The 21,783-nt window shown below is 68.1% G+C and carries 23 protein-coding genes and 1 riboswitch; of the genes, 14 read left to right on the forward strand and 9 right to left on the reverse strand.

All coding sequences use genetic code 11. The features are described 5' to 3' along the window. Positions 1 to 79: 79 nt before the first annotated feature. Complete coding sequence (locus N0B71_RS14985) at positions 80 to 628, reverse strand: cysteine hydrolase family protein (RefSeq protein WP_259753353.1); 549 nt, start codon at positions 626 to 628, stop codon at positions 80 to 82. A 100-nt stretch (positions 629 to 728) separates the two neighbouring features. Here N0B71_RS14985 and N0B71_RS14990 point away from each other — a divergent pair, with 100 nt between their 5' ends. From N0B71_RS14990 to N0B71_RS15000, 3 genes are all read left to right on the forward strand, one after another. Then, the gene (locus N0B71_RS14990) at positions 729 to 1,727 is read left to right on the forward strand and encodes a GlxA family transcriptional regulator (RefSeq protein WP_259753354.1); all 999 of its coding nucleotides are present in this window, start codon (positions 729 to 731) and stop codon (positions 1,725 to 1,727) included. Between the two features lie 91 nt (positions 1,728 to 1,818). Then, entirely contained in the window at positions 1,819 to 2,073 is a 255-nt protein-coding gene (locus N0B71_RS14995) for a type II toxin-antitoxin system RelE family toxin (protein WP_259753355.1), read from the forward strand. Then, positions 2,057 to 2,383, forward strand: coding sequence for a helix-turn-helix domain-containing protein (locus N0B71_RS15000; protein WP_259753356.1), 327 nt, complete (start codon positions 2,057 to 2,059; stop codon positions 2,381 to 2,383). Before N0B71_RS14995 ends, N0B71_RS15000 begins: the two co-directional genes overlap by 17 nt. 4 nt (positions 2,384 to 2,387) lie before the next feature. Here the strand turns inward: N0B71_RS15000 and N0B71_RS15005 are convergent, their stop codons facing one another. Next, positions 2,388 to 2,756: a cupin domain-containing protein gene (locus N0B71_RS15005; protein ID WP_259753357.1), complete on the reverse strand. Its 369-nt coding sequence runs from the start codon at positions 2,754 to 2,756 to the stop codon at positions 2,388 to 2,390. 161 nt (positions 2,757 to 2,917) lie between these two features. On the opposite strand from N0B71_RS15005, the gene N0B71_RS15010 reads away from it, so the two are divergent. The 9 genes from N0B71_RS15010 to N0B71_RS15050 all read left to right on the forward strand — a co-directional run bounded on the left by N0B71_RS15010 (position 2,918) and on the right by N0B71_RS15050 (position 10,753). Continuing rightward, positions 2,918 to 3,346 (forward strand): VOC family protein, encoded by a 429-nt coding sequence (locus N0B71_RS15010; protein WP_259753358.1) that lies wholly within the window; start codon positions 2,918 to 2,920, stop codon positions 3,344 to 3,346. A gap of 69 nt (positions 3,347 to 3,415) precedes the next feature. Next, positions 3,416 to 3,622, forward strand: a riboswitch (cobalamin riboswitch). 93 nt (positions 3,623 to 3,715) lie between these two features. Beyond that, complete coding sequence (locus N0B71_RS15015; RefSeq protein WP_442964612.1) at positions 3,716 to 5,671, forward strand: TonB-dependent receptor plug domain-containing protein; 1,956 nt, start codon at positions 3,716 to 3,718, stop codon at positions 5,669 to 5,671. Beyond that, the gene (locus N0B71_RS15020) at positions 5,671 to 6,372 is read left to right on the forward strand and encodes a (2Fe-2S) ferredoxin domain-containing protein (protein ID WP_259753359.1); all 702 of its coding nucleotides are present in this window, start codon (positions 5,671 to 5,673) and stop codon (positions 6,370 to 6,372) included. The genes N0B71_RS15015 and N0B71_RS15020 overlap by 1 nt, the downstream gene beginning before the upstream one ends. 131 nt (positions 6,373 to 6,503) lie before the next feature. Continuing rightward, positions 6,504 to 7,382, forward strand: coding sequence for an ABC transporter substrate-binding protein (locus N0B71_RS15025; protein ID WP_259753360.1), 879 nt, complete (start codon positions 6,504 to 6,506; stop codon positions 7,380 to 7,382). A 93-nt stretch (positions 7,383 to 7,475) separates the two neighbouring features. Continuing rightward, complete coding sequence (ddlA, locus tag N0B71_RS15030) at positions 7,476 to 8,570, forward strand: D-alanine--D-alanine ligase (protein WP_259753361.1); 1,095 nt, start codon at positions 7,476 to 7,478, stop codon at positions 8,568 to 8,570. A gap of 101 nt (positions 8,571 to 8,671) precedes the next feature. Beyond that, positions 8,672 to 9,496, forward strand: a complete 825-nt coding sequence (locus N0B71_RS15035) for an aldo/keto reductase (RefSeq protein ID WP_259753362.1) — start codon at positions 8,672 to 8,674, stop codon at positions 9,494 to 9,496. A gap of 88 nt (positions 9,497 to 9,584) precedes the next feature. After that, entirely contained in the window at positions 9,585 to 9,956 is a 372-nt protein-coding gene (locus tag N0B71_RS15040) for a nuclear transport factor 2 family protein (protein WP_259753363.1), read from the forward strand. Continuing rightward, the gene (locus N0B71_RS15045; protein ID WP_259753364.1) at positions 9,953 to 10,267 is read left to right on the forward strand and encodes a hypothetical protein; all 315 of its coding nucleotides are present in this window, start codon (positions 9,953 to 9,955) and stop codon (positions 10,265 to 10,267) included. Before N0B71_RS15040 ends, N0B71_RS15045 begins: the two co-directional genes overlap by 4 nt. 33 nt (positions 10,268 to 10,300) lie before the next feature. Then, a complete protein-coding gene (locus tag N0B71_RS15050) occupies positions 10,301 to 10,753 on the forward strand; it encodes a DUF3237 domain-containing protein (RefSeq protein WP_259753365.1) in 453 nt (150 codons plus the stop codon). Between the two features lie 549 nt (positions 10,754 to 11,302). On the opposite strand, the gene N0B71_RS15055 is transcribed toward N0B71_RS15050, so the two are convergent. Then, complete coding sequence (locus N0B71_RS15055) at positions 11,303 to 12,046, reverse strand: TorF family putative porin (RefSeq protein WP_259753366.1); 744 nt, start codon at positions 12,044 to 12,046, stop codon at positions 11,303 to 11,305. Positions 12,047 to 12,194: 148 nt separating this feature from the next. Then, on the reverse strand, positions 12,195 to 13,952 hold the full coding sequence (locus N0B71_RS15060; RefSeq protein WP_259753367.1) for an amidohydrolase: 1,758 nt from the start codon (positions 13,950 to 13,952) through the stop codon (positions 12,195 to 12,197). Between the two features lie 118 nt (positions 13,953 to 14,070). On the opposite strand from N0B71_RS15060, the gene N0B71_RS15065 reads away from it, so the two are divergent. After that, positions 14,071 to 14,979, forward strand: coding sequence for a LysR family transcriptional regulator (locus N0B71_RS15065; RefSeq protein ID WP_259759572.1), 909 nt, complete (start codon positions 14,071 to 14,073; stop codon positions 14,977 to 14,979). Positions 14,980 to 14,983: 4 nt separating this feature from the next. Here N0B71_RS15065 and N0B71_RS15070 read toward each other — a convergent pair whose 3' ends face one another. Continuing rightward, positions 14,984 to 15,592: a LysE family translocator gene (locus tag N0B71_RS15070; RefSeq protein WP_259753368.1), complete on the reverse strand. Its 609-nt coding sequence runs from the start codon at positions 15,590 to 15,592 to the stop codon at positions 14,984 to 14,986. 53 nt (positions 15,593 to 15,645) lie between these two features. Continuing rightward, complete coding sequence (locus tag N0B71_RS15075; RefSeq protein ID WP_259753369.1) at positions 15,646 to 16,482, reverse strand: AraC family transcriptional regulator; 837 nt, start codon at positions 16,480 to 16,482, stop codon at positions 15,646 to 15,648. Positions 16,483 to 16,631: 149 nt separating this feature from the next. Between N0B71_RS15075 and N0B71_RS15080 the strand changes: the two genes are divergently transcribed. Next, positions 16,632 to 17,063 carry a hypothetical protein gene (locus N0B71_RS15080; protein ID WP_259753370.1) on the forward strand — a complete coding sequence of 144 codons (432 nt, stop codon included), beginning with the start codon at positions 16,632 to 16,634 and terminating at the stop codon, positions 17,061 to 17,063. A 52-nt stretch (positions 17,064 to 17,115) separates the two neighbouring features. Here N0B71_RS15080 and N0B71_RS15085 read toward each other — a convergent pair whose 3' ends face one another. The 3 genes from N0B71_RS15085 to N0B71_RS15095 all read right to left on the reverse strand — a co-directional run bounded on the left by N0B71_RS15085 (position 17,116) and on the right by N0B71_RS15095 (position 21,635). Further along, positions 17,116 to 18,726, reverse strand: a complete 1,611-nt coding sequence (locus tag N0B71_RS15085) for an FMN-binding glutamate synthase family protein (protein ID WP_259753371.1) — start codon at positions 18,724 to 18,726, stop codon at positions 17,116 to 17,118. A 453-nt stretch (positions 18,727 to 19,179) separates the two neighbouring features. After that, the gene (locus N0B71_RS15090) at positions 19,180 to 20,559 is read right to left on the reverse strand and encodes an L-serine ammonia-lyase (RefSeq protein WP_259753372.1); all 1,380 of its coding nucleotides are present in this window, start codon (positions 20,557 to 20,559) and stop codon (positions 19,180 to 19,182) included. Between the two features lie 296 nt (positions 20,560 to 20,855). Beyond that, a complete protein-coding gene (locus N0B71_RS15095; protein ID WP_259753373.1) occupies positions 20,856 to 21,635 on the reverse strand; it encodes a helix-turn-helix transcriptional regulator in 780 nt (259 codons plus the stop codon). Between the last annotated feature and the right edge of the window lie 148 nt (positions 21,636 to 21,783).

Below are 21,783 nucleotides of genomic sequence, written 5' to 3' on the forward strand. Positions count from 1 at the left end.
CGGCATCAAGCGGTTCGCGAGCAAGCTCGCTCCTACAGGTACTGCCCAGCGTCAGATTTCCTTGTGGGAGCGCCCCGAATCAGCGGTCCAGGTACTCGGCGGTGGACACCACCTCGGCATAGGCGAATGCCAGCGACGCCATGTAGGCCGCGTGGACCTGGGCTGCCGGCACCTTCACGCCATTGAACTCCAGGTCCAGGGTGGCGCAGGCGTCGTGCAGCACGGTCACCGGGTAGCCGAAGTCGGCGGCGGCGCGCACCGCGCCGTCCACGCACATGTGGCTCATGTGGCCGACCACCACCAGCGACTCGACGCCGTGCTGGTCGAGGAGGACCTTCAGCTCGGTATCGCGGAAGGAATTGACGAAGTGCTTGAGCACCACCGGCTCGCCGGGCAGATTGGCCACCTTGCCGTGGATCTTCGCGCCGTCGCTGCCGGGGGCGAAGAACGGTGCGTCGGCGCTGTCGAATTCGTGGCGCACGTGCACCACCAGGTCACCGCGCTCGCGGAACGCGGCCAGCACCTTGGCGGCCTGGTCGGCGGCGGCCTCGATGCCCACCAGCGGCCACTTGCCGGAAGGGAAGTAGTCGTTCTGGATATCCACTAGGATGAGCGCTTGCTTGGCCATTTCAGGTTCCTTTCGTGAGGGGAGGAAGTGGAGCCAGTATGGTTCGCCGCGCGCCGCGCGGGGATCAGTCGGAACGACAATAACCGGGGGAAAACTGACAATGGCTGTGGAACGAAGCGTCGTCGAGATCGGGTTGCTGCTCTATCCCGGCGTGCAGACGGCGGCGCTGCATGGGCTCACCGACCTGTTCGCGGTGGCCGAGCGCATCGCCGGCGAAGAGGCCGCGCAACAACTGCCGGCGCTGCGGGTCAGCCACTGGCTCGGCGAGGACGGCGGCGAGCCGCGGCGCGTGTTCGACACGCATCCCGGCGCGCACAGCCCCCTGGTTGCCGTGATCGTCCCGCCGTCGCTGTTCGGCCTGCCGGATGCCGCGCCGCTGCGCAACCTCACCGACTGGCTGGCCGCACGCCACGGCGAGGGCTCGATCGTCGGCTCGGTGTGCATCGGTGGCCTGCTGGTGGCCGAGGCCGGGCTGCTCGACGGTCGCAGCGCCACCGCCCACTGGAGTGGTGCCGAGGCCTTCGCCGAACGCTTTCCGCGTGTGCGCCTGGAGCCGCACAAGCCGATGGTGGACGACGGCGACCTGATCACCTCCGCCGGGCTGATGGCCTGGTCGGACTTGGGCCTGCGCATCGTCGACCGCCTGCTCGGGCCGAGCATCGCCAACCGCACGGCACGCTTCCTGGTGGTGGAACACAGCGACAGCGCCCAGCAATGCGGCAGCAACTTCGCGCCGCTGCTGGGCCATGGCGACGCCGCGATCCTCAAGGTGCAGCACTGGCTGCAGGGCAATGGCGCGGTGGACGTCAGCCTCGCCGCGATGGCCGCCCAGGCCGGGCTGGAAGAGCGCACCTTCCTGCGCCGCTTCCGCGCCGCTACCGGGCTCAAGCCCACCGAGTACTGCCAGCACCTGCGGGTGGGCAAGGCGCGCGAGCTGCTGGAGTTCACCAACGGCACGGTGGACCACATCGCCTACACCGTGGGCTACCTCGACCCGGGCTCGTTCCGCAGCATCTTCCGCAAGATCACCGGCATGGCGCCGAGCGACTACCGCAAGCGCTTCGGGGCCAAGGCGGGCGAGCTCCCGGTCCGCAGCTGAGCACGGTGAGAACGCGATCCCACTGTCGCTGAAGTCGCGCTAATATCCTTATAAGGATGCTTATATTGACCGCCTCCCCAGCGAGGCCGTCATGAACCGCATCCAGTGGACCCGTAAGGCCGTAAAGCAGCTCGGCCACCTCAACAAGGCGGACCAGCCGGTGATCTACGACGCCGTGCAGACGCTGGCGCGAATGCCTGACGTCCAGAACGTCAAGAGACTGGTCAAGCATGCCTATGGCTACCGCCTGCGGGTGGGCAGCTACCGGGTGCTGTTCGACTGGGATGGCGCCATCCGCATCGTGAATATCGAAGAGGTCAGCAAGCGCGATGAGCACACGTACTAACGTGCAGATCATCAACGGACCGGACGGTGTGCCGGCCTTCGTGGTCATCCCCTACGCGGAGTACATCGCCAGCCACCCGAAGGAGGACCTGGTGCCCAACGAGGTGGTGGGTTTCATGGTCCAGGAGGGGCTGAGCGCCATTGGCGCCTGGCGCAGGCACCTGGGGCTGACCCAGGCGGAAGTCGCCAGGCGAATGGGCATCAGCCAGCCCGCCTATGCCCAGCAGGAAGCCGCGACCCGGCCGCGCAAACCGACGCGGGAAAAGGTCGCGAAGGCGCTGGGGATTCACGCCGACCTGCTGGATCTCTGAGCGGTCAGATCCAGCGATCATTCTCCGCCGTGCGTTCGCCGCCCTGGTCGCCGGTGTTCAGCACGCCGCGCGGTTCGATGAGCATCACCTGCACTTCGTGCTCGGCATAGGGCTTGTGCTCTACGCCGCGCGGCACCACGTACAGCTCGCCGGCGCGCAGGGTCAGCGGGCCGTCGCGGAAGTCGATGCGCAACTCGCCGTCGAGCACGATGAAGGTTTCGTCGGTGTCGGCGTGGCTGTGCCAGACGAAGTCGCCGTGCAGCTTCACGACCTTGAACTGGTAGTCGTTCATCTCGGCGATCACCCGCGGCTGCCAGGTGTCAGTGATGCGGCCGAGCTTGTCCTGCAGGTTGATCGGTTGGCGTTGGGTCACGGTGTGTTGCTCCTTGAAATCGGTCTGCCGACACTACGACCCGTCGGGCGAGCCATCTTGCAGGAACTTGCGCTTGGCTGTCGGTCGCCGCGGCGGGCTGGGCGGGGAAAAGCGCGCGACTATGCTCAGAGCATTGCGCTCGTTGCTGCTCGGAGATCGCCATGTCCACACCTTTTCCCGTTACCCGCCCCAGCGTCATTCCCTGCCTGCGCTACCGCGATGCGCCCCAGGCCATCGACTGGCTGTGCGCCACGTTCGGCTTCCAGCGGCAACTGGTGGTCGCCGATGACCACGGCGGTATCGCCCACGCGCAGTTGGCCCTGGCCGACGGCAGCGGGCTGGTGATGCTCGGCTCGCTGCACGACAACGAATACGGCCGGCTGATGCGCCAGCCCGACGAGATCGGCGGCTGCACCCAGAGCATCTACGTGGTGGTGAAAGACGCCGAAGTCGTGTATCGCGCGGCCGTCGACGCCGGCGCGCAGATCGTCATCGACATCAAGGACGAGGACTACGGCGGCCAGGGCTTCACCTGCCGCGACCCGGAAGGGCACATCTGGAGTTTCGGCACCTACGATCCCTGGCACTGAGGGCGCCCGCGCCGCGCCTGCAACATCCTGCCCAACCCCCGCGCTTGACGCTTTCCGCCAGCCGATGTTCAGATGCCTCCCGTTTCAGGTGCCCCCCGCCGCCGTGCGTGGGGTGAAACGGGAAGCCGGTGCGTCGCCTTCGTGCGATCAGTCCGGCGCTGCCCCCGCAACGGTAAGCGAGCGGAGCATCCACGAGGCCACTGTGCTCAGGCATGGGAAGGCGGATGTTCCACGACCCTCGCAAGCCCGGAGACCGGCCTGGAACCTGTTTGGCAAACCCGCGGTGGGCGGGCGTGAGCCGGTCCCCGGGCGCGCTCGTTCCGGGCCTCGCTGCGCCGCCTGCGAAATCCCGATTTCGAGGCGATCACCTTGCAACACTCTCCCGACCTGAACCGGCGCGCGCTGCGCTGGAGTCCCGTTCTGTTCCTCTGCACGCTCGGCTCGCCGCTCGCGGCGGCGCCACTGGACCTGGCCGACGAAGTCGTCAGCGCGCCATCGGTGGAATCCACCACGGTAGCCGACATGGCCCGCTACGGCAGCCGGCTTGAGGTCATCGACCGCCAGCAGATCGAACGCGCCGGCCCCGGCGCCGACCTCACCCGCGTGCTGCAGATGTATGTGCCCGGCCTGTTCGTCGCGCCGAAGAACGGCCCGTTCGATTACGGCACCTACTCGCTGCTGGGCGGACGCAACGACGACACGCTGATCCTGCTGGACGGTGTGCGCCTGAACAACCGCCTCTACGGCGGCATCTACCTCGATACCCTGCCGACCACCGCGGTGGAGCGCATCGAGGTGCTCAAGGGCGGCCAGGGCTTGCTGTTTGGCACGCAGGCGGTATCCGGGGTGATCAACATCATCACCCGCAGCGCGCGCAGCCGCGTGGCATCCGGGGAAGTGAACCTCGGCCTGGACACTTTCAAGGGCCGCAGCGGAGACGCCCGCGCCGAGCAGATCGTGCAGACCGGCCTGGGCGACCTCGGGCTGATGGCCTACGTCAGCCACAACCGCTCCGACGGCTACCAGCCGTACCGCGACCGCGACATGACCGACACGCTGAGCGACAAGCGCCGCTCCTACGACGTCAACGTGTTCGGCGCCAAGGCCATCCAGGCCATCGGTGAGGCCTCGCGGCTGGAGCTGTTCTACCAGAATGCCGACGCCGCGCTGGATTTCGCCCGGCCCACCGCCAACCGCCACACCCGCAACAACCGCGTGCAGCAGATCGCCACGGCGACCTTCCAGCAGCGCGTCGGCGACGACTTCAGCTGGTTCGCCAAGACCCACCTCAACGACTGGGACACCCGTTACGACCGCGTCTACAACCTGCAGGGCGGCGGCACCCAGGTGCTCAACCACAACGACTACTGGGGCTTCACCGACTGGGGCGCGCAGCTCGAAGGCAAGGCGACGCTGGCGGGCGGCCACGAACTGGTCCTGGGCAATGACAACCAGTGGTACAAGGGCCAGGACGATGTGCTGATCATCGACAACCAGCAGGCCGAGTCCCACGCGCTCTATGCCCAACTGCGGCCGAGCATCGCGGCGCTGCCCGACTGGCACCCGAGCCTGGGGGTGCGCCGCGAGGCGATCGCCGGCGGCGAGGGCGCCACCGTGTGGATGCTCACCTCGCTCTATGACCTCACCCGGCAGCTGAAGCTGCGCGGCCAGTTCGGCACCGCCTTCAAGCTGCCCACCGCCGAGCAGCTGTTCGTCAACGAACCGGGCGAGGAAGTCGGCAACCGCGACCTCAAGCCCGAGCGCAGCCGCAACGCCGAGCTGGGCCTGGACTACACCGGCGAGCTGTTCGACCAGCCGTGGAGCGGCAGCGTCACGCTGTTCCGCCGCGAGATCACCGACCTCATCACCCTCGCCGGCGACCAGTGGGTGAACGGCAACGGCGAGATCACCGTGCGCGGGGCCGAAGCCAGCGGCCAGTGGCAGCTCGGTCGGCGCTGGCAGCTCTGGGCCGACGCCACGCGCAACCTGGTGGACAGCCGCGAGGGCGTGGCGGTGAACAACATCCCGCAGTTCTTCGCCCGCCTGCGCCTGGGCTACGACGACAGCCAGTGGGGGGCGGGGCTTGCCACGCGCTATGTCGGCTCCATCGTCAGCGCCCAGGGGGATGACTACGGCCACTACACGGTGCTCGACGGCGACGCCTACCGCTACCTCGATGCCGCCCGCGCACACCGCCTGAGCCTGCTGCTGGAGAACCTGCTGGACCGCGACTACGCCACCGGCCGCACCAGCAACGGCCTCCGCCAGGTGGACAACCTTGGCCGGCCGCGCACGGCCGAGCTGCGCTACACCTTCAGCTTCTGATGAAGGCCATCCTGTTGGTCGGCCCGCTGGCCGGCGCCCAGGGCGAGCGCCTGCTCCGCGAGGTGTCGACGCGTCTGGCCGATGTCGAGTGCGTCGACACCGGCGACGGTTTCGAAGGGCTGTGGACGCGCCTGCGCGCGGGGTTTGCCGAGCGTCAAGACGTGCTGCTGGTGGACCTCGAACCGAGCGCTGATGGCGCCTACCTCGACTGGCTGTGCGCCGAAGTGGCGGCGCTGCAGGCGCATTATCCGCAGGCGCCGGTGGCGAACGTCACCGCCTCGGCGCTGGGCCGGCGCGGGCTGGAAGCGGCGGCGGTGCTGGCGGCGATCGAGGACCCGGCGCAGCGGCTGGAGTGCCGGGACGTCGGCGCCGTGCCCGCGCAGCCGGACTGGCGGGCGCCGCCGCCGCACCGCCGTCACCTGTTCCTCTGCACCGGGCCGCGCTGCGTGCGCCGCGGTGCGCTGCCACTGTGGAAGACCCTGCGCCGCGAGCTGGTCCGCCTCGATCTGCACGAGAATGCCGAGGGCGCCTTGCTGACCCGCACCGGCTGCCAGTTCCCGTGTAACCGCGGGCCGCTGCTGACGGTGTATCCCGAGCGGGTCTGGTATGGCCTGCGCAGCGACGAGCAGGTGTGCCGGGTGGTGGCCGAGCACCTGCGCGATGGCGTGCCCGTGGCGGAGCTGCGGGTGGACGAGCCATGAGGCGCCTGCTCTTGGTAGGAGCAAGCTCGCTCGCGAACCGCTTGACGCACAGTGGCTCGAAGGTAGGAGCGCGCCATGCGCGCGATCGCGGGCGTGGCCCGCTCCTACAGGGGGCGCTGCTGTTCGCAATCTTGCTTGCCACGACGACGGCCGCCGCACAGGACTACCGCAACTGCGCCCAGACCTGGCAGCTCGATCACCCGCCGCAGCGCATCCTCGCCCTCAACCAGCACGCCGCCGATTTGCTGCTGGAGCTGGGCGCCGGAAAGCGACTGATCGGCGTGGCCTACATCGATGACGACCTGGACGTCAGCGACGGCCATTATCGCGGCGTACCGCTGCTGGCGCGGCTGTATCCCTCGGCCGAAGCGGTGTACGCGCAGCGCCCGGACCTGGTGGTGGCCGGCTTCGCCTCGGCGTTCCGGCTGGGCAACCTGTCCCGCGGGGAACTGGCCGGCCACGGCGTCGCCAGCTACCTGCTGGAGGCCGGATGCGGCGTGTGGCAGGACGATCTGTTCGCGGGCGTCGAGACGGACCTGAGCACCTTGGGCAAGCTGCTCGACGAGCCACAACGGGCGCAGGAACTGATCCGCCGGCAACGCGCCGAACGGGCCGACGCCCGGCGCCTTTCCACCCGCCGGCAGCCGCTGGACGTCTTCTACCTCGACAGCGCCAGCAACGGGCTGGCCAGCCAGGGGCGGCGTGGCGTCGTCACCCAGCTGCTGCAGGCCGCCGGCGCCCGCAACCTGTTCGAGGACGTCGACCTGGGCAGCTTCACCGCCAATACCGAACAACTGCTGGCGCGCGACCCGGACGTCATCCTGCTGGCCGACGCGAGCTGGTCCACGGCCGCGCAGAAGATCCGCACGCTGCGTGCCGACCCGCTGCTCTCGCGCCTGCGCGCGGTGCGCGAGGGTCGCTTCGTGGCCTTGCCCTTCACCCACCTGTTCCCCGGCGTGCACAGCGGCCAGGCCGCCCGCGAATTGGCGCAGGCGTTGAACGGTTTCTGAGGGCGGCGCGGCTCGTCTGTTCGCCGCTCACTGTTCCTACCCAAGCACCGGTGCGCGTGTTAGAAAGCGCCCATCGATCAGGTGGAGGCTGTCATGGGCAAGGTGCGCGTTGGGGTGATTTTCGGTGGGCGTTCGGCGGAGCACGAGGTGTCCCTGCAATCGGCGAAGAACATCGTCGACGCGCTGGACCGCGAGCGTTTCGAACCGGTGCTGATCGGCATCGACAAGGAAGGCCGCTGGCACCTCAACGATGCCTCCGACTACCTGCTCAACCAGGAGAACCCGGCGCTGATCGCCCTCAACCGCTCCAACCGCGAGCTGGCCGTGGTGCCGGGCAAGGCCGAGCAGCAGCTGGTGGAAACCGGCAGCCGCCAGTTGCTCGACCATGTCGATGTGATCTTCCCCATCGTTCACGGCACCCAGGGCGAGGACGGCTGCCTGCAGGGCCTGTTGCGCATGGCCGACATCCCCTTCGTCGGCTCCGACGTGCTGGGCTCGGCCATCTGCATGGACAAGGACGTGAGCAAGCGCCTGCTGCGCGACGCCGGCCTCGCCATCACGCCCTTCCTCACCCTGACCCGCGCCAACGCCGCGCGCACGCCCTTCGCCGAGGCACAGCGCAAGCTCGGCCTGCCGCTGTTCATCAAGCCGGCGAACATGGGCTCCTCGGTGGGTGTGAGCAAGGTCGAGGACGAGGCGCAGTACGACGAAGCGGTTCGCCTGGCGCTGGCCTTCGACGACAAGGTGCTGGTGGAGGCCGCCGTGAAGGGCCGCGAGATCGAGTGCGCGGTACTGGGCAACGAGCAGCCGATCGCCAGCGGCTGCGGCGAGATCGTCGTGGGCAGCGGCTTCTACTCCTACGACAGCAAGTACATCGACGAGGACGCGGCCAAGGTCGTGGTACCCGCCGATATCCCCGTCGAGGCCAGTGAGCGCATCCGCCAGCTCGCCGTGGAGGCCTTCCTCGCCCTGGAGTGTTCGGGGCTGGCGCGGGTCGACGTGTTCCTCACCGACAGCGGCGAGGTGCTGATCAACGAATTGAACTCGCTGCCCGGCTTCACCCGCATCAGCATGTATCCCAAGCTGTGGCAGGCCGCCGGGATGACCTACAGCGAACTGGTCAGCCGCCTGGTCGACCTCGCTCTCGAGCGCCACGCCGCGCGCCGGAACCTGCAGACCAACCGCTGATCGCAAACCCGGCTCCTGCTTCTGCGCTACCCTGAGGGGCCGTTGCCCGGTTTCGGGCGGCTGGCCCCGTGTCCCCCTACACGCGCAACAAGGAGCACGCGATGAACACTGTGGTATTTGCCGACGGCACCGCCGTTCCCGCCATCGGCCAGGGCACCTGGCACATGGGCGAGGATCGCGCCCAGCGCAAGCGCGAGGTCGCTGCCCTGCGCGACGGCATCGAGCGCGGCCTGACGCTGATCGACACCGCCGAGATGTACGCCGAGGGTGGTGCGGAAGAGGTGGTCGGCGAGGCGCTGGCGGGCCTGCGCGACCAGGTCTTCCTGGTCAGCAAGGTGTACCCGCACAACGCCAGCCGGCGCGGCATCCCCGAGGCCTGCGAGCGCAGCCTGCGGCGCCTGGGCACCGACTGCCTGGACCTCTACCTGCTGCACTGGCGCGGCCAGTATCCGCTGGAGGAAACCGTCGAGGCCTTCGAACGCCTGCGTGAGGCGGGCAAGATCAGGCGCTGGGGCGTGTCCAACTTCGACCTCGACGACCTGCACGAACTCGGCGAGCCGGCCTGCGCCGCCAACCAGGTGCTCTACAGCCTGGAGGAACGCGGTATCGAATGGGACCTGCTGCCCTGGTGCCAGGAGCAGCGCATGCCGCTGATGGCCTACTGCCCGGTGGGCCAGGGCGGCAAGCTGCTGCGCCACCCGGTGCTGGCGGAGATCGCCGGCCGCCACGACGCCACCCCGGCGCGCGTGGCCCTGGCCTGGCTGATCCACCAGCCGGGCGTGATCGCCATTCCCAAGGCCGTGGAGCCGCTGCACATCCGCGATAACGCCGCCGCGCTGCACGTGCGCCTGACGCCGGAGGATATTGCAGCTCTCGACGCGGCCTTCCCGCCGCCCACGCGCAAGCGGCCGCTGGCGATGGTCTGACAGCGTGCCCCGGTCGTCGCTCGCCGGGGCGTGGCCGGGGCAGGGTGCTAGCCTTGCCCCATGGTCACCGGCCGGGAGGGCTGCAGCGATGAGCAACTACACGGCGGAGAGCGCCGCCATCAACCGCGTGCTGACGGACTACGTCGAGGGCATGACCTTTGGCGACGAGGCGCGGCTGCGCCTGGCCTTCCACCCGTCCTGCAAGATCATCGGCCACTACCATGGCGCGCTGGAGTGGGCCTCGCTGGACGAGTTCATCGGCGCGATCAAGGCTGAGTCGCCGCCCTCCGAGGGGGCGCCGCCGCCGTGGGAACTGAAGTCGCTGGACATCACCGGCGACAGCGCCGTGGCCAAGGTCACCGACGAATTCCTCGGCATGCACTTCACCGACTACCTGGCCCTGCTGCGCATCGGCAACGGCTGGCAGATCGTCAACAAGCTCTACTACCTGCACGAATGACGCGGAAACGCATCACCCTGCGCAGTACGCCGGAAACCCTGCTGATCACCCTCTACGCCAAGGCGAAGGAGAGCGAACTGCCGGATAGCCTGCTGCGTGATCGTTACTCCCGGCAGGCCGTGGAACAGATCGACTATGACTTCGCCCGCCTGCGCATCGGGCATGCCGGGCAGGTGGGCATCGCCCTGCGCGCCAAGCTGTTCGACGACCGGGGGCGCGACGTCCTGCGCCGCCTGGGCCGGCTGCTGCGCTATCGCTTCAGGCCAGCGGCCTGGGCGAATGGCCGGGCGGTGTTGCGCCTGCTTTACTGATGCGTCTACGACGACCGTGCACGGGAGCCGGCGATGAAGCTCGAGCCGTTGATGGAAATGAACGTGAAGGCCAGCGTGCCGCTGGAGATCGGCCGCGTGCCGCACGGCCAGCGCCTGATTTCCGCGGCCGGCGGCGGCACCTTCAAGGGGCAGCGGCTGAGCGGCGAGGTACTGCCCGGCGGCGGCGACTGGATCCTGGTGGACAGCGACGGCGGCTGGCACCTGGACGTACGCCTGGTGCTGCGCACCGACGACGGTGCGCGCATCCTCATGCAGCACAACGGCCTGCTGGTGGCCAATCCGAAGACCATCCACGCGGTGTCGCGGGGCGACAGCACGGACTACGGCGATACCTACTTCATGATCCAGCCGCGCTTCGAGGTCGGCGACGACCGCTACCGCTGGCTCAACCACCAACTGGCCGTGGGCGAGGGGCGGCTGGGGCCGGGGTGGGTGGAGTACCGCATCTTCTCGCTGAACAATTGACGCGGGCTTTCCCGCCTTCATCCGCTGTGCCGCCTGCTCGAGGGCTGCTTCGATCGCGTAGGCCGCTACCGCGACCTGCTGTTCGCGAGCAAGCTCGCTCCTACAGAGAGCGCACCGCTGCTAAACCTGTAGGAGCGAGCTTGCTCGCGAAACCACGTGGCACCTCGCTATCCTGTAGGAGCGGGCCATGCCCGCGATCACGCGTGTGGCAATCATTAGCCTTCGGGAGGCGGCTGCGCTCGCATCGCCCTTCGCCGTTGACCGCTGTTCGCGAGCAAGGACTAGGCGTCCCCCTCGGTCCTACAAAGAGCGCACCGCTGTCGAAACTGCAGGAGCTAGCTTGCTCGCGAACCCGCGTGATGCTCGCAGGAGCAACAGTCACGTTCGTGCCTGGGGGCTCCCTCTCCCTAACCCTCTCCCTGAAGGGAGAGGGGACCGTATGGAGCAGGTTGAAACCAAGGCGTCAGCCGCCACGGACAGCCCCTCTCCCTTCGGAGCAGGACGCGCTACCACGATGAGACGCCCCATCGCGGCGCCCGAGCGGCTGGACTAGAAACTCCGGCTCACACTGGCAACCACCGTGGCCGTGCACACGTCGCCGAAGCCGAACTGCGTGCGGCATTCGTTCTGCGAGAGGTCGGTGTCGAGGTAGCTCACCGCCCAGGTGAAGCCCAGCAGCTCGTGGCTCAGCTTGGCTTCCCACTCATGGTAGGTATCGCGGGTGCTGCCGTCCCCGGCGAGGTAGAGCGGGTCCTTGGCGTCGTTGCGGCCGTAGCGTACGCGCAGCTTGAACTCCGCCGGCAGCTCGGCGTTGTAGGCCAGGTAGGTGTAGAGGTTGGCCTGGTCTTCGCCGAAGTAGGTGGGGTAGTCCTTGCCATAGTAGGCCGCCACCTCGAAGCCGTAGGCGTGGAGGATGGCGTAGGTGTCGCTCTGGTTGAACTGGCTTTCCCTGGGATAGGCGTACTTGATGTAGCCCAGGTCCAGGGCGACATCGTCGTTGGCCTGCCAGTACCAGCCGCCGTAGTAATCCACTTCCTGGCGCGTCTTCAAACCCCCGCCGAAATCGACATTGGAGCTCCATACGCCCAGGTACGCGCCGGAGGCATGCTGCAGCGTGAGGCCGAGCTGGGCGGCCGGGTCGTTCTGCGTCTGCGAGATGCCGCGGGTGCGGTAGTCGCTGACCAGGGCGGTGTCGATCTGCAGGGCGAAGCCCTGGCCCAGTTCGACGGCCAGGACGGAGGTGAGCGGAGCGCACGCGAGCAGCGCGCCGACAAGCCATTGCGGGCGATTCATACGGGGTTCCCTTTGTTGTGATTGTCTGTGGGCAGCGGAAAAATCCCGCGCAGCGCCGGCCCTTCGGCATGGCCGAGGAGCGTCACGAAAGGGCTGGGCTGGCGGGCAAGGCGCCGGGGGTGTTCATGCCCCGGCGCAGGAGCCCGGCTCAGAGAGCCGGTTGGTCGTCGGCGCGGTAGACTTCGCGGCCTTCGAACAGGGTGTGGAGCACGCGGGCTTCGTCCAGTTGCTGGTCCGGCACGCTGAACACGTCGCGGTCGAGCACGACCATGTCGGCCTGCTTGCCCGGCGCCAGGGTGCCGATCTTGTCGGCCAGGCCGATGGTCTGCGCGGCGTTGCGGGTGTAGGCGTAGAACATGGTCTGGCGGTCCACGCGCTCGGCGGCGTTGAGCACGCCTTCCGCGCCCTGGCGGGTCACGGCCTGGTAGATGGCCTTGAGCGGGTCGGGCGTGGACACCGGCCAGTCGCTGGCGCCGGCGATGGTGGCGCCGTTGTCCAGCAGCGACTTGGCCGGGTACATGTAGCGGTAGGCGTCGTCGGCGATGTAGGGCTTCACCATCTCCACGGTGTAGGGCTCGGCGGTGGCCCAGTCGAGCTGCATCGAGGCGATCACGTTCAGTTGCTTGAAGCGCGGGAAGTCCTTGGGGTTGACCAGTTGCAAGTGGGTGATCGAGTGGGTCACGCCACTCTGCCGGTCCTTGCGCGCCTGGGCCACGCCGTTGAGCGACTCGCGCACCGCACGGTCGCCGATGGCATGCACGTGCACCAGCCAGCCGCGGGCGTCGGCGGCGCTGACCAGTTCGCCGAAGTGCTTCGGATCGATCAGCAGTTCGCCCGGCTTGTGGCTGTTCTTGTAGTTCTCCAGCAGCGCGGCGGACTGCGCCGGGAATTCGATCACGCCATCGGCGAACACCTTGATGCCCGGCAGCGTGAGGTTGGGGATGCCCTGGAACTGCTGGCGGACCATCTCGATGACCTCGAGATCGGCCGGGGTGCTCCTGGGGTTGACCACTTGCAGCGCGGCGACATGGGCGGTGAGCTCCCCGTCGCGGGCCAGGTCGCGGTACACCGGCAGCACGCCGACGGTCTTCTCGGTGGGCTTGATGTTGAACACGGCCTCGCCCGGTGCGCCGTTGGCGGCCGGGTCCATCCAGGCGGTGATGCCCAGGCTGTTGTTGTACTTCACCGCGGCGCGGCCGGCGCGGTCCATGGTCTCGGTGCTGGCGGCGGGCATGGTCGCGGCGACCAGGTCGAAGCCCGAGTCCACCAGGAAGCCGGTGGGGTTGAAGGCCTTGTCGTGGGCGACGTTGCCCTGTTCCAGGGCGCTGAGCCCCTGCACGCGCTTGGCGTCCAGCTTGGCGCGCGCCAGCATGGCGGCGTTGGCCCAGGCGGTGTGGTGGTCGCTGCCGATCAGGATCACCGGCACCTTCTCCCACTCGCCGTGGTTCAGGCGCTCGGCCAGGCCGTCGGCCTTGGACCAGTAGCTGGAGTTCATGCCGTTCATCACCACGATGTCGCCCTTCTTCGCCTTGCCGCTGTCGCGGTCCTGCTTGAGGCGGGCGACGAAGGCGTCGAGGTCCATCTCTTCGTCTTCCAGGCTGGCGGCGATCAGCTCCAGGCCGCCGAAGATGGAGTGCGAGTGGCTGTCGATGAAGCCGGGCATCAGCACCTTGCCGCCCAGATCGACTTGCTTGCTGGCGGTGCCGGCGAGCTTGCGGATGTCCTCGTTGGAACCCACCTGCAGCACCTTGCCGCCGGCGACGGCGATGGCCTGCTGCAGCGGTTGGCCGGGTTCGGCGGTGAAGACCTTGGCGTTGTACAGGATCAGGTCGGCGTTCTGTGCCTGTGCTTCAAAAGTACCCAGTGCGATGGCGAGCGCCAACGCGCCTTTGAGCATGCCGTGCATGACTTCCCTCTGCTTTTCGGTGGATTATTGTTGGTCTGCAGCGCAGGCTAATGGCGGGGCGGGTATCGCGGAAGTCGCCGGCAGGCATAACACTTGTGAAGGATTGGCACGAATGACGTTGGATAGATTCAGCAGCCTGGCCATGTTCGTCGCCAGTGCCGAGACTGGCAGTTTCAGCCGTGCCGCCGAACAGCTGGGCAAGACCCCCTCGGCGGTGACCAAGGCGGTGGGCCAGCTGGAGAGCGAAGTCGGCGCGCGGCTGTTCGAGCGCACCACGCGCAGCATGTCGCTCACCGAAGCCGGCCAGCTCTATCTCGATGGCGCCCGCGAGGTGCTGGCGCGGATGCGCGAGACCACCGAGGAAATCGCCCAGCTACAGCACAGCCTGCGCGGCGTGCTGCGCATCACCGGGCCGCTGATCGTCGGCCCGGTGTTCCTCGACCAGGCCTGTGCCGACTTCCTCGACCTGCACCCGGACGTGCGCCTGCAGGTGGACCTTTCCGACAGCTACGTCGACCTGCTCGATGGCCGCTACGACCTGGCCCTGCGCATGGGCAACAGCGACCTGCCGGGGCTGATCGCCCAGCCGCTGGCCGAGAGCCGCCTGATCATGTGCGCGAGCCCGGCCTACCTGGCGCGGCGCGGCACCCCGCGGCACCCCAGCGAGATCATCGACCATGATTGCCTGGTGTACCGGCATCCGGCACTGGACGACCGCTGGTGGTTCGACGTGGAGGGTGAGCGCTTCTCGACCCCGCGCAACGGCCGCCTGAACAGCGACAACCAGGCGGTACTGCTCACCGCCTGCCTGGCCGGGCATGGTCTGTTGCCGTGCCCGCACTGGAGCGTGCTGGAACACCTGCGCAGCGGGCGGCTGGTGACGGTGCTGGATGAGTTCTTCTTCGAGCCGGACACCTTCGGCGCGCAGATCCTCGCGGTGTACCCGAGCAACCGCCGGGCGACGCGCAAGATCCACGCGTTCATCGAGCACCTGCGCGACTCGTTGCGGCGCGACGGCATCCTCTAGCGGTCTAGAGCAACGCCCCGGCCCAGGCCGACACCAGCAGCAGGGCCGCCATCAACTGGTTGAGCCGTCGCATCTGCGTGGGCGACAGCAGGCGCTGGCTGCCGATGCCCAGCCCGGCCCAGACGGCGGTGCAGGGAATCGACACGAGAAAGAACAGCAGCGACAGCAGTTGCACGCGGTCCAGCCGATCGACGCCATGGCCGGCGTACACGCTGATCACCGCCAGCGCCATCATCCAGGTCTTGGGGTTGACCAGTTGCAGCGCGGCGGCGCCCAGCGCGCCCAGGCGGGCGGCGTCGCGGTCGCGGGCGAGGTCCGCCGGCGGGCTGCGGAAGATCTGCCAGGCCAGCCAGCTCAGCCACAGCACGCCGACCGCGCTCATTGCCTGCTGCACGCGCGGCAGGCTGGCGAGCACTTCGCCCAGTCCGCTGCCCACCGCCAGCACCAGCGCGGCGGCGGCCGCGCAGCCGCCGAACATGATCGGCAGCGCCGCACCCCAGCCGAAGCGCGCGCTGTTGCTGAAGATCAGCAGGTTGGTCGGCCCCGGTGTGATCGAGGCGACGAAGGCGAAGAGGACGAAGGGCAGCCATTGGCCGAGCTGCGAGAGGTGCATGAGGGGAACTCCGCTGAATCCGTGGGGAGTCCATCGTCGCCAGCGTGGCGGGTTCAGTCTGGAAGCTTTGAGCAGCGCTTGCGGTAGTAGGCGGGCGTGATGCCATAGGCACGGCGGAACCAGCGGCCGAGGTGGCTCTGGTCGGCGAAGCCGAGGTCGGCGGCGATGTCGGCCGGCGCCAGGCCGCGTCCGAGCAATTGCCGCGCGCGGGCCAGGCGCAGCTGGATCAGGTAGGCGTGGGGCGGCAGGCCGAAGGCCTGCTTGAACGCGCGGGTCAGGCGGAAGCGATCGCAGCCGCTGGCGCGGGCCACGTCGTCCAGGCCGATGTCGGCGGTGAGGTTGGCGTGCAGGTAGTCCCGTGCGCGTTGCGCCACCAGCGGCAGGTGGGCCTGGGTGCTGCCGCGCCGGCGCCAGTGCAGGTGGCGGGTCATACCGTCGAGCAGGTCGTCGATGGCGCTTTGCCGGACGATCTTCAGCTCAGGCCCGTGTACGGCCTGGAAGGCGTGGTCGATGCGCCTCGCCAGTTGCGGGTCGTCGATCAGCAGTTCGGGCACCGCCAGTTGGCAGTTGCCGGGCGCCTCTTCGAACAGGGTGGCGATCTCGCGCTCCAGCCACGGCGCGTCGAGGTACAGGGTGCGGTAGGTGAAGCCGCCCTCGGTGGGGGCGTCGCCGTCGTGGATGTCGCCGGGCTCGAGGAAGAACACCTTGCCGGGGGTGCTGATATGGCGCTGGTTGCGGCTGCGGAACTGCTGCACACCGGACTCGGTGTAGCCGATCAGGTAGGTGTCGTGCCAGTGCGGATCGTAGGCGTGGCCCTTGAAATGCGCACGCAGGCTCTGGATGCCGGTGTCGGCATCCTGCAGCAGGTCGATCCAGTTGTCTTTGTGCATGGGCTGCCTCCGCACGCTTGCCCGGTCGGCCAGCATAGCGCGCGCAAGGCGGCTGTCTGGAAGATTCGTGCAGCCGGTGGTCGTGAATCCTGCCCGCCGACGGTAGGATGCCCCACGGGAAGGACACGAACTCCAGGAGGGAGTCATCCATGGGGCAGGAATACAACCTGGCATTGATCGTCGCCGCGGCGCTCAGCGCCCTTGCCGGGGCGTTGCACGTTGGCGTGGTGCTGGTCGGGCCGCGCTGGTACCGGCTGTTCGGCGCCGGCGAAAAGCTCGCCCGTGCCGCGGAAGCGGGGAAGGCCTATCCGGCGCTCATCACCTTCGCCATTGCCTTCGTGCTGTTCGCCTGGGCGGCCTATGCGCTGTCCGCGGCCGGCGTGCTGGAGCCGCTGCCGCTGCTGCGCCCGGCGCTGGTGGCGATCTCGCTGGTCTACCTGCTGCGCGGCGTGGCCGGGCCATCGATGCTCAAGGGCACGGGGCGCAGCCAGCGTTTCATCTACGTCAGCTCGGCGATCTGCCTGGGCTTTGCGCTGGTGCATCTGCTGGGGTTGGCGCAGGTGTGGAGCCGCTTGGGATAACCACCGCGGATGAAACGGAGCGCCCCGGGCGGGCGCTCCGTGGGGCACCGAATCAGCCGGCGGCGGCTTCGAAGCTGTCGCTGCGCGCCATGCGCCAGATACGCTCGTAGAACTCGCCTTCGATGTTGCCCGAGAGCAGTTCGCCGGGCTTGAGGAAGTAGTGCAGGTGCGAGAACAGACGGATTTCGGTGGCCGAGACGCGGCGCACCAGGTGCTTGGCTTCCAGCTGCGACGGGTGCTGGATGCCAGCGGCGGCGATCATCTCGGCCAGGCCCTTGAGTGTGTTGCGGTGGAAGTGATACACGCGCTCGGCCTTGTCCGGCACGACCAGGGCGCGCTGGCGCAGCGGGTCCTGGGTGGCGACGCCGGTGGGGCACTTGTTGGTGTGGCAGGACTGCGACTGGATGCAGCCGATGGCGAACATGAAGCCGCGCGCCGAGTTGGCCCAGTCGGCGCCCATGGCCAGCACGCTGGCGATGTCGAAGGCGCTGACGATCTTGCCGCTGGCGCCGATGCGGATCTTGTCGCGCAGGCCCAGGCCGACCAGGGTGTTGTGCACGAAGAGCAGGCCCTCGCGCATCGGCAGGCCCATATGGTCGGTGAATTCCAGGGGCGCGGCGCCGGTGCCGCCTTCCTTGCCGTCGACGACGATGAAGTCGGGGAGGATGCCGGTCTCGTGCATGGCCTTGGCGATGCCCATGAATTCCCACGGGTGGCCGATGCACAGCTTGAAGCCCACCGGCTTGCCGCCGGAAAGTTCACGCAACTGGACGATGAAGTCGAGCAGCCCCTTGGGCGTGCTGAAGGCGCTGTGCGAGGAGGGCGAGATGCAATCCTTGCCCATGGGCACACCGCGGGTGGCGGCGATTTCCTCGGTGACCTTGTGCTTGGGCAGGATGCCGCCGTGGCCCGGCTTGGCGCCCTGGCTGAGCTTGATCTCGATCATCTTCACCTGCGGGTCGACCGCCTGCTTGGCGAAGCGCTCGGGGCTGAAGGTGCCGTCGTCGTTGCGGCAGCCGAAATAGCCGCTGCCCAGTTCCCAGGTCAGGTCACCGCCGTATTCGCGGTGGTAGGGGCTGATGCTGCCCTCGCCGGTGTCATGGATGAAGCCGCCCAGCTTGGCGCCCTTGTTCAGCGCGCGGATGGCGTTGGCGCTGAGCGAGCCGAAGCTCATCGCCGAGATGTTGAACACCGAGATGGAGTAGGGCTGCCGGCACTCCGGGCCGCCGACGCTGACGCGGAAGGTGCACGGGTCGGCCACCGGCGCCGGGCGGATGGAGTGGGCGATGAATTCGAAGCCCGACTGGTAGACGTCGATCAGGGTGCCGAACGGCTTGTCGGCGGTCTCGTTCTTCGCCCGCGAGTACACCAGCGCACGCTGGGCGCGGGAGAAGGGCAGGGCTTCCTGGTCGCCTTCGAGCAGGTACTGGCGGATTTCCGGGCGGATGGCCTCCACCAGGTAGCGGATGTTGCCCAGGACCGGGTAGTTGCGGCGCACCGCGTGGCGTTCCTGCAACAGGTCGAAGACCCCGAGCAGGCTCAGGGCGAGGGTGGTGAGGGTGAAGGGCCACACCCAGTCGTACCCCAGGAAGGGCAGGCTGAGCACGGTGAACAGGACGCATGCGGCGAAGAAGGCATAGCGGCTGAGCAGCGACAGGTTCATGGAATCTCCAGTCGTCGGGCTTGGTCACGGTAAGGTTGGCCGAAAGGGCCGCCACAGAGCATGGCAGGCATCGCGCAAACGTGCCTGGGCAAGGGTCAATGGAGCGGGTATTCGGAAGATCTTCTGGTTCTGGCGGGCATCGACGGTAGCCCGAAGTAGCGAAAAAAGAAAGCTAGCTAACGATTTTCGCGGGGGCTGAGAAAGGCTGTTTCGGACGGTGCAAGAAAGGCTGCCTTCGTCGCTGGGCTGTTCGCGAGCAAGCTCGCTCCTACAGGGGGCGCAGGGTGAATAAGCCGGAACGGGTTATCCGCGTCCACGGGGGAGCAAATTGTAGGAGCGGGCCATGCCCGCGATCGCGCGCATGGCGCGCTCCTACAGGTTGGGCCTTGGCGCTCACGTCACAGGACCGAGGGGGAAGCCTGGTCCTTGCTCGCGAACCCGCGTTCAACCGGGCTAGCAGGCAATCACATTCACCGCCAGCCCGCCCTTGGCCGTCTCCTTGTACTTGTCCATCATGTCGCGCCCGGTGTCGCGCAGGGTGTCGATGGCCTTGTCGAGGCTGACCAGGTGCTGGCCGTCGCCGCGCAGGGCGAGTTGGGCGGCGTTGATCGCCTTGAGCGAGGCCATGGCGTTGCGCTCGATGCACGGCACCTGCACCAGCCCGGCCACCGGGTCGCAGGTCAGGCCGAGGTTGTGCTCCAGGCCGATCTCCGCGGCGTTCTCCACCTGCTCCAGGCTGCCGCCGAGGACTTCCGCCAGCCCGCCGGCGGCCATGGCGCAGGCCGAGCCCACCTCACCCTGGCAACCGACTTCGGCGCCGGAGATGGAGGCGTTGAGCTTGCACAGGATGCCGATGGCGGCGGCGGTCAGCAGATAGCGTTCGATGCCGTCGATGGAGGCGTTGCCGTCATAGCGCGCGTAGTAGTGCAGCACCGCCGGGACGATGCCCGCCGCGCCGTTGGTGGGCGCGGTCACCACGCGGCCGCCGGCGGCGTTCTCCTCGTTCACTGCCAAGGCCCAGAGGTCCACCCAGTCCAGGGCGCCCAGGGTGGTGGCGATCAGGTTGCCGCTGTCGGCTTCGTTCAGCCGGCGGTAGAGCATGGGCGCGCGGCGCCGCACCTTGAGGCCGCCGGGCAGCGTGCCTTCGGTTTCCAGCCCGCGCTTCACGCAGGCCTGCATTTCATCCCAGATATGCGCAAGGCCCGCGTGAATCTCCTCGTCGCTGCGCAGCGCGCGTTCGTTGGCCCACATCAGGTCGCTGATGCGCCGGAAACCGTGGGCGTGGCACAGGCGCAGCAGTTCCTCGGCGCTGTGGAAGGGGTAGGGCATGGGGTTGCCCTGCAAGGCGCGGTCGGTATTGAAGTCCGCCGCGTCCACCACGAAGCCGCCACCGACCGAATAGCAGACGCGCTCGGCCAGCAGTGCGCCGTGATCGTCCAGCGCGCGCAGGTGCAGGCCGTTGGGATGGGCGGGCAGGCTGTCGTCGTGGAAGATCAACTGGCGCGCCGGGTCGAAATCGATGTCCTGCACGCCGCCCAGGCGCAGGCGATGGCGCAGGAAGATGTCGTCCACCTGCGGGGCGAGGGCGGCCGGGTCGGCTTCGGCCGGGTCGATGCCGAGCAGACCGATCAGGCAGGCGCGGTCGGTGGCGTGGCCCTTGCCGGTGGCGCTGAGGGAGCCGTAGAGATGCACCTCCACGGCAGTGGTGCGTGGCAGCAGGTCGACGTCGCGCAGACCGTCGACGAACTCGCGGGTGGCACGCATCGGCCCCACCGTGTGGGAGCTGGACGGCCCGACGCCAGGCTTGAACATGTCGAAGACGCTGAGACTCATGGGAAATTCCTCCTGCCCCAAGCATGGACCCGCCAGGCCGCGAATGCTCACCGGCCGCTCGGCGGCTGCGGGCTTTTCGTAGGAGCGAGGGGGGCGCCTAGTTCTTGCTCGCGAATCGTTTTTCAGCGGAGCCGGCCTTGGTAGTCTGTTCGCGAGCAAGCTCGCTCCTACAGGGGAGGTCGGCGTGAAGGGGGGGCTATCGCGGACGGAGTCCGCTCCTACGCCACGGGAGGCACCGCTCTTGTAGGAGCGGATTCATCCGCGATGGCTCGGCGCGGACACCGTGGCCGGCGGCGTCAGCCCTGCGCCTGCAGGAACAGCGAGAACAGCTCCGACTGCGACTTGATCCCGAGCTTGGCGTACATGTGCTTGCGATGGACCTTCACCGTCTCGGCGGAGATCGCCAGCTTGCGGGCGATCTCCTTGCCCGAGCAGCCGCTGAGCATCAGCCGGCCCACTTCCAGCTCGCGCGCGGTCAGCGGCGTTTCCACCTGCTGGGCGGTGGCCTCCAGGCGGTTCTGCCAGCGCGGCGGCGGGGGCGCTTCCTGCACGTCGCGTTCGAAGGCCATGCGTTGCCGCATCAACCCGGCGACCCACGGTTGCACCAGGGCGAGCAGGGCGATCTGCTCCGGGGTGAAGCGGCCCTTGCTGCCCAGCGAGCAGCAGAGGGTGCGCTCGCCATCGAGCTGCACATTGATCTGCACCTCGTCGGCGACCACGTTGAGGCGGAAGTAGCGCTGGTAGTAGTCGGTCTGCTCGAACATCTCCGGCGCCACGTCGTCCAGACGCAGCAGCCCGCTGCCGGGCGCTTCGCGACTGGCGATGTAGAAGGGGTCGAGCAGGTAGAGGCCCTTGAGGTAGTCCTGGAACAGCGGATCGGGGCCGCCGTCCTCGCCCGGGCATTCGGCGAATACCTGCGGTCGGCCGTCGCTGAAGAGCAGCACGACCCAGCTGTCGAACGGCACATACTGGCCCAGCAGGCGCACCAGCGAGGTCCAGAAGCTCGGCTTGTCCAGCGCCTCGATCAGTTGCCCGACACTCCGGTGCCAGGCGATATCCTGAAGGGAAAGGCTCATGACACTACCCCCGATGGGTTACCACGCGGGCGTAATTACCCGGTGATGGCACGCCCGGCATACTCGATGGATGCCTTGAGCCGGCGCGGTGCGCATTCTGACCCTTTTGCACGGCGCGGTCACTGGAATACAAGAATCCGAGGAAGCC

The sequence above is a fragment of the Pseudomonas sp. GCEP-101 genome (assembly GCF_025133575.1).
In the GTDB taxonomy this organism is placed as follows: Bacteria; Pseudomonadota; Gammaproteobacteria; order Pseudomonadales; family Pseudomonadaceae; genus Pseudomonas; species Pseudomonas nitroreducens_B.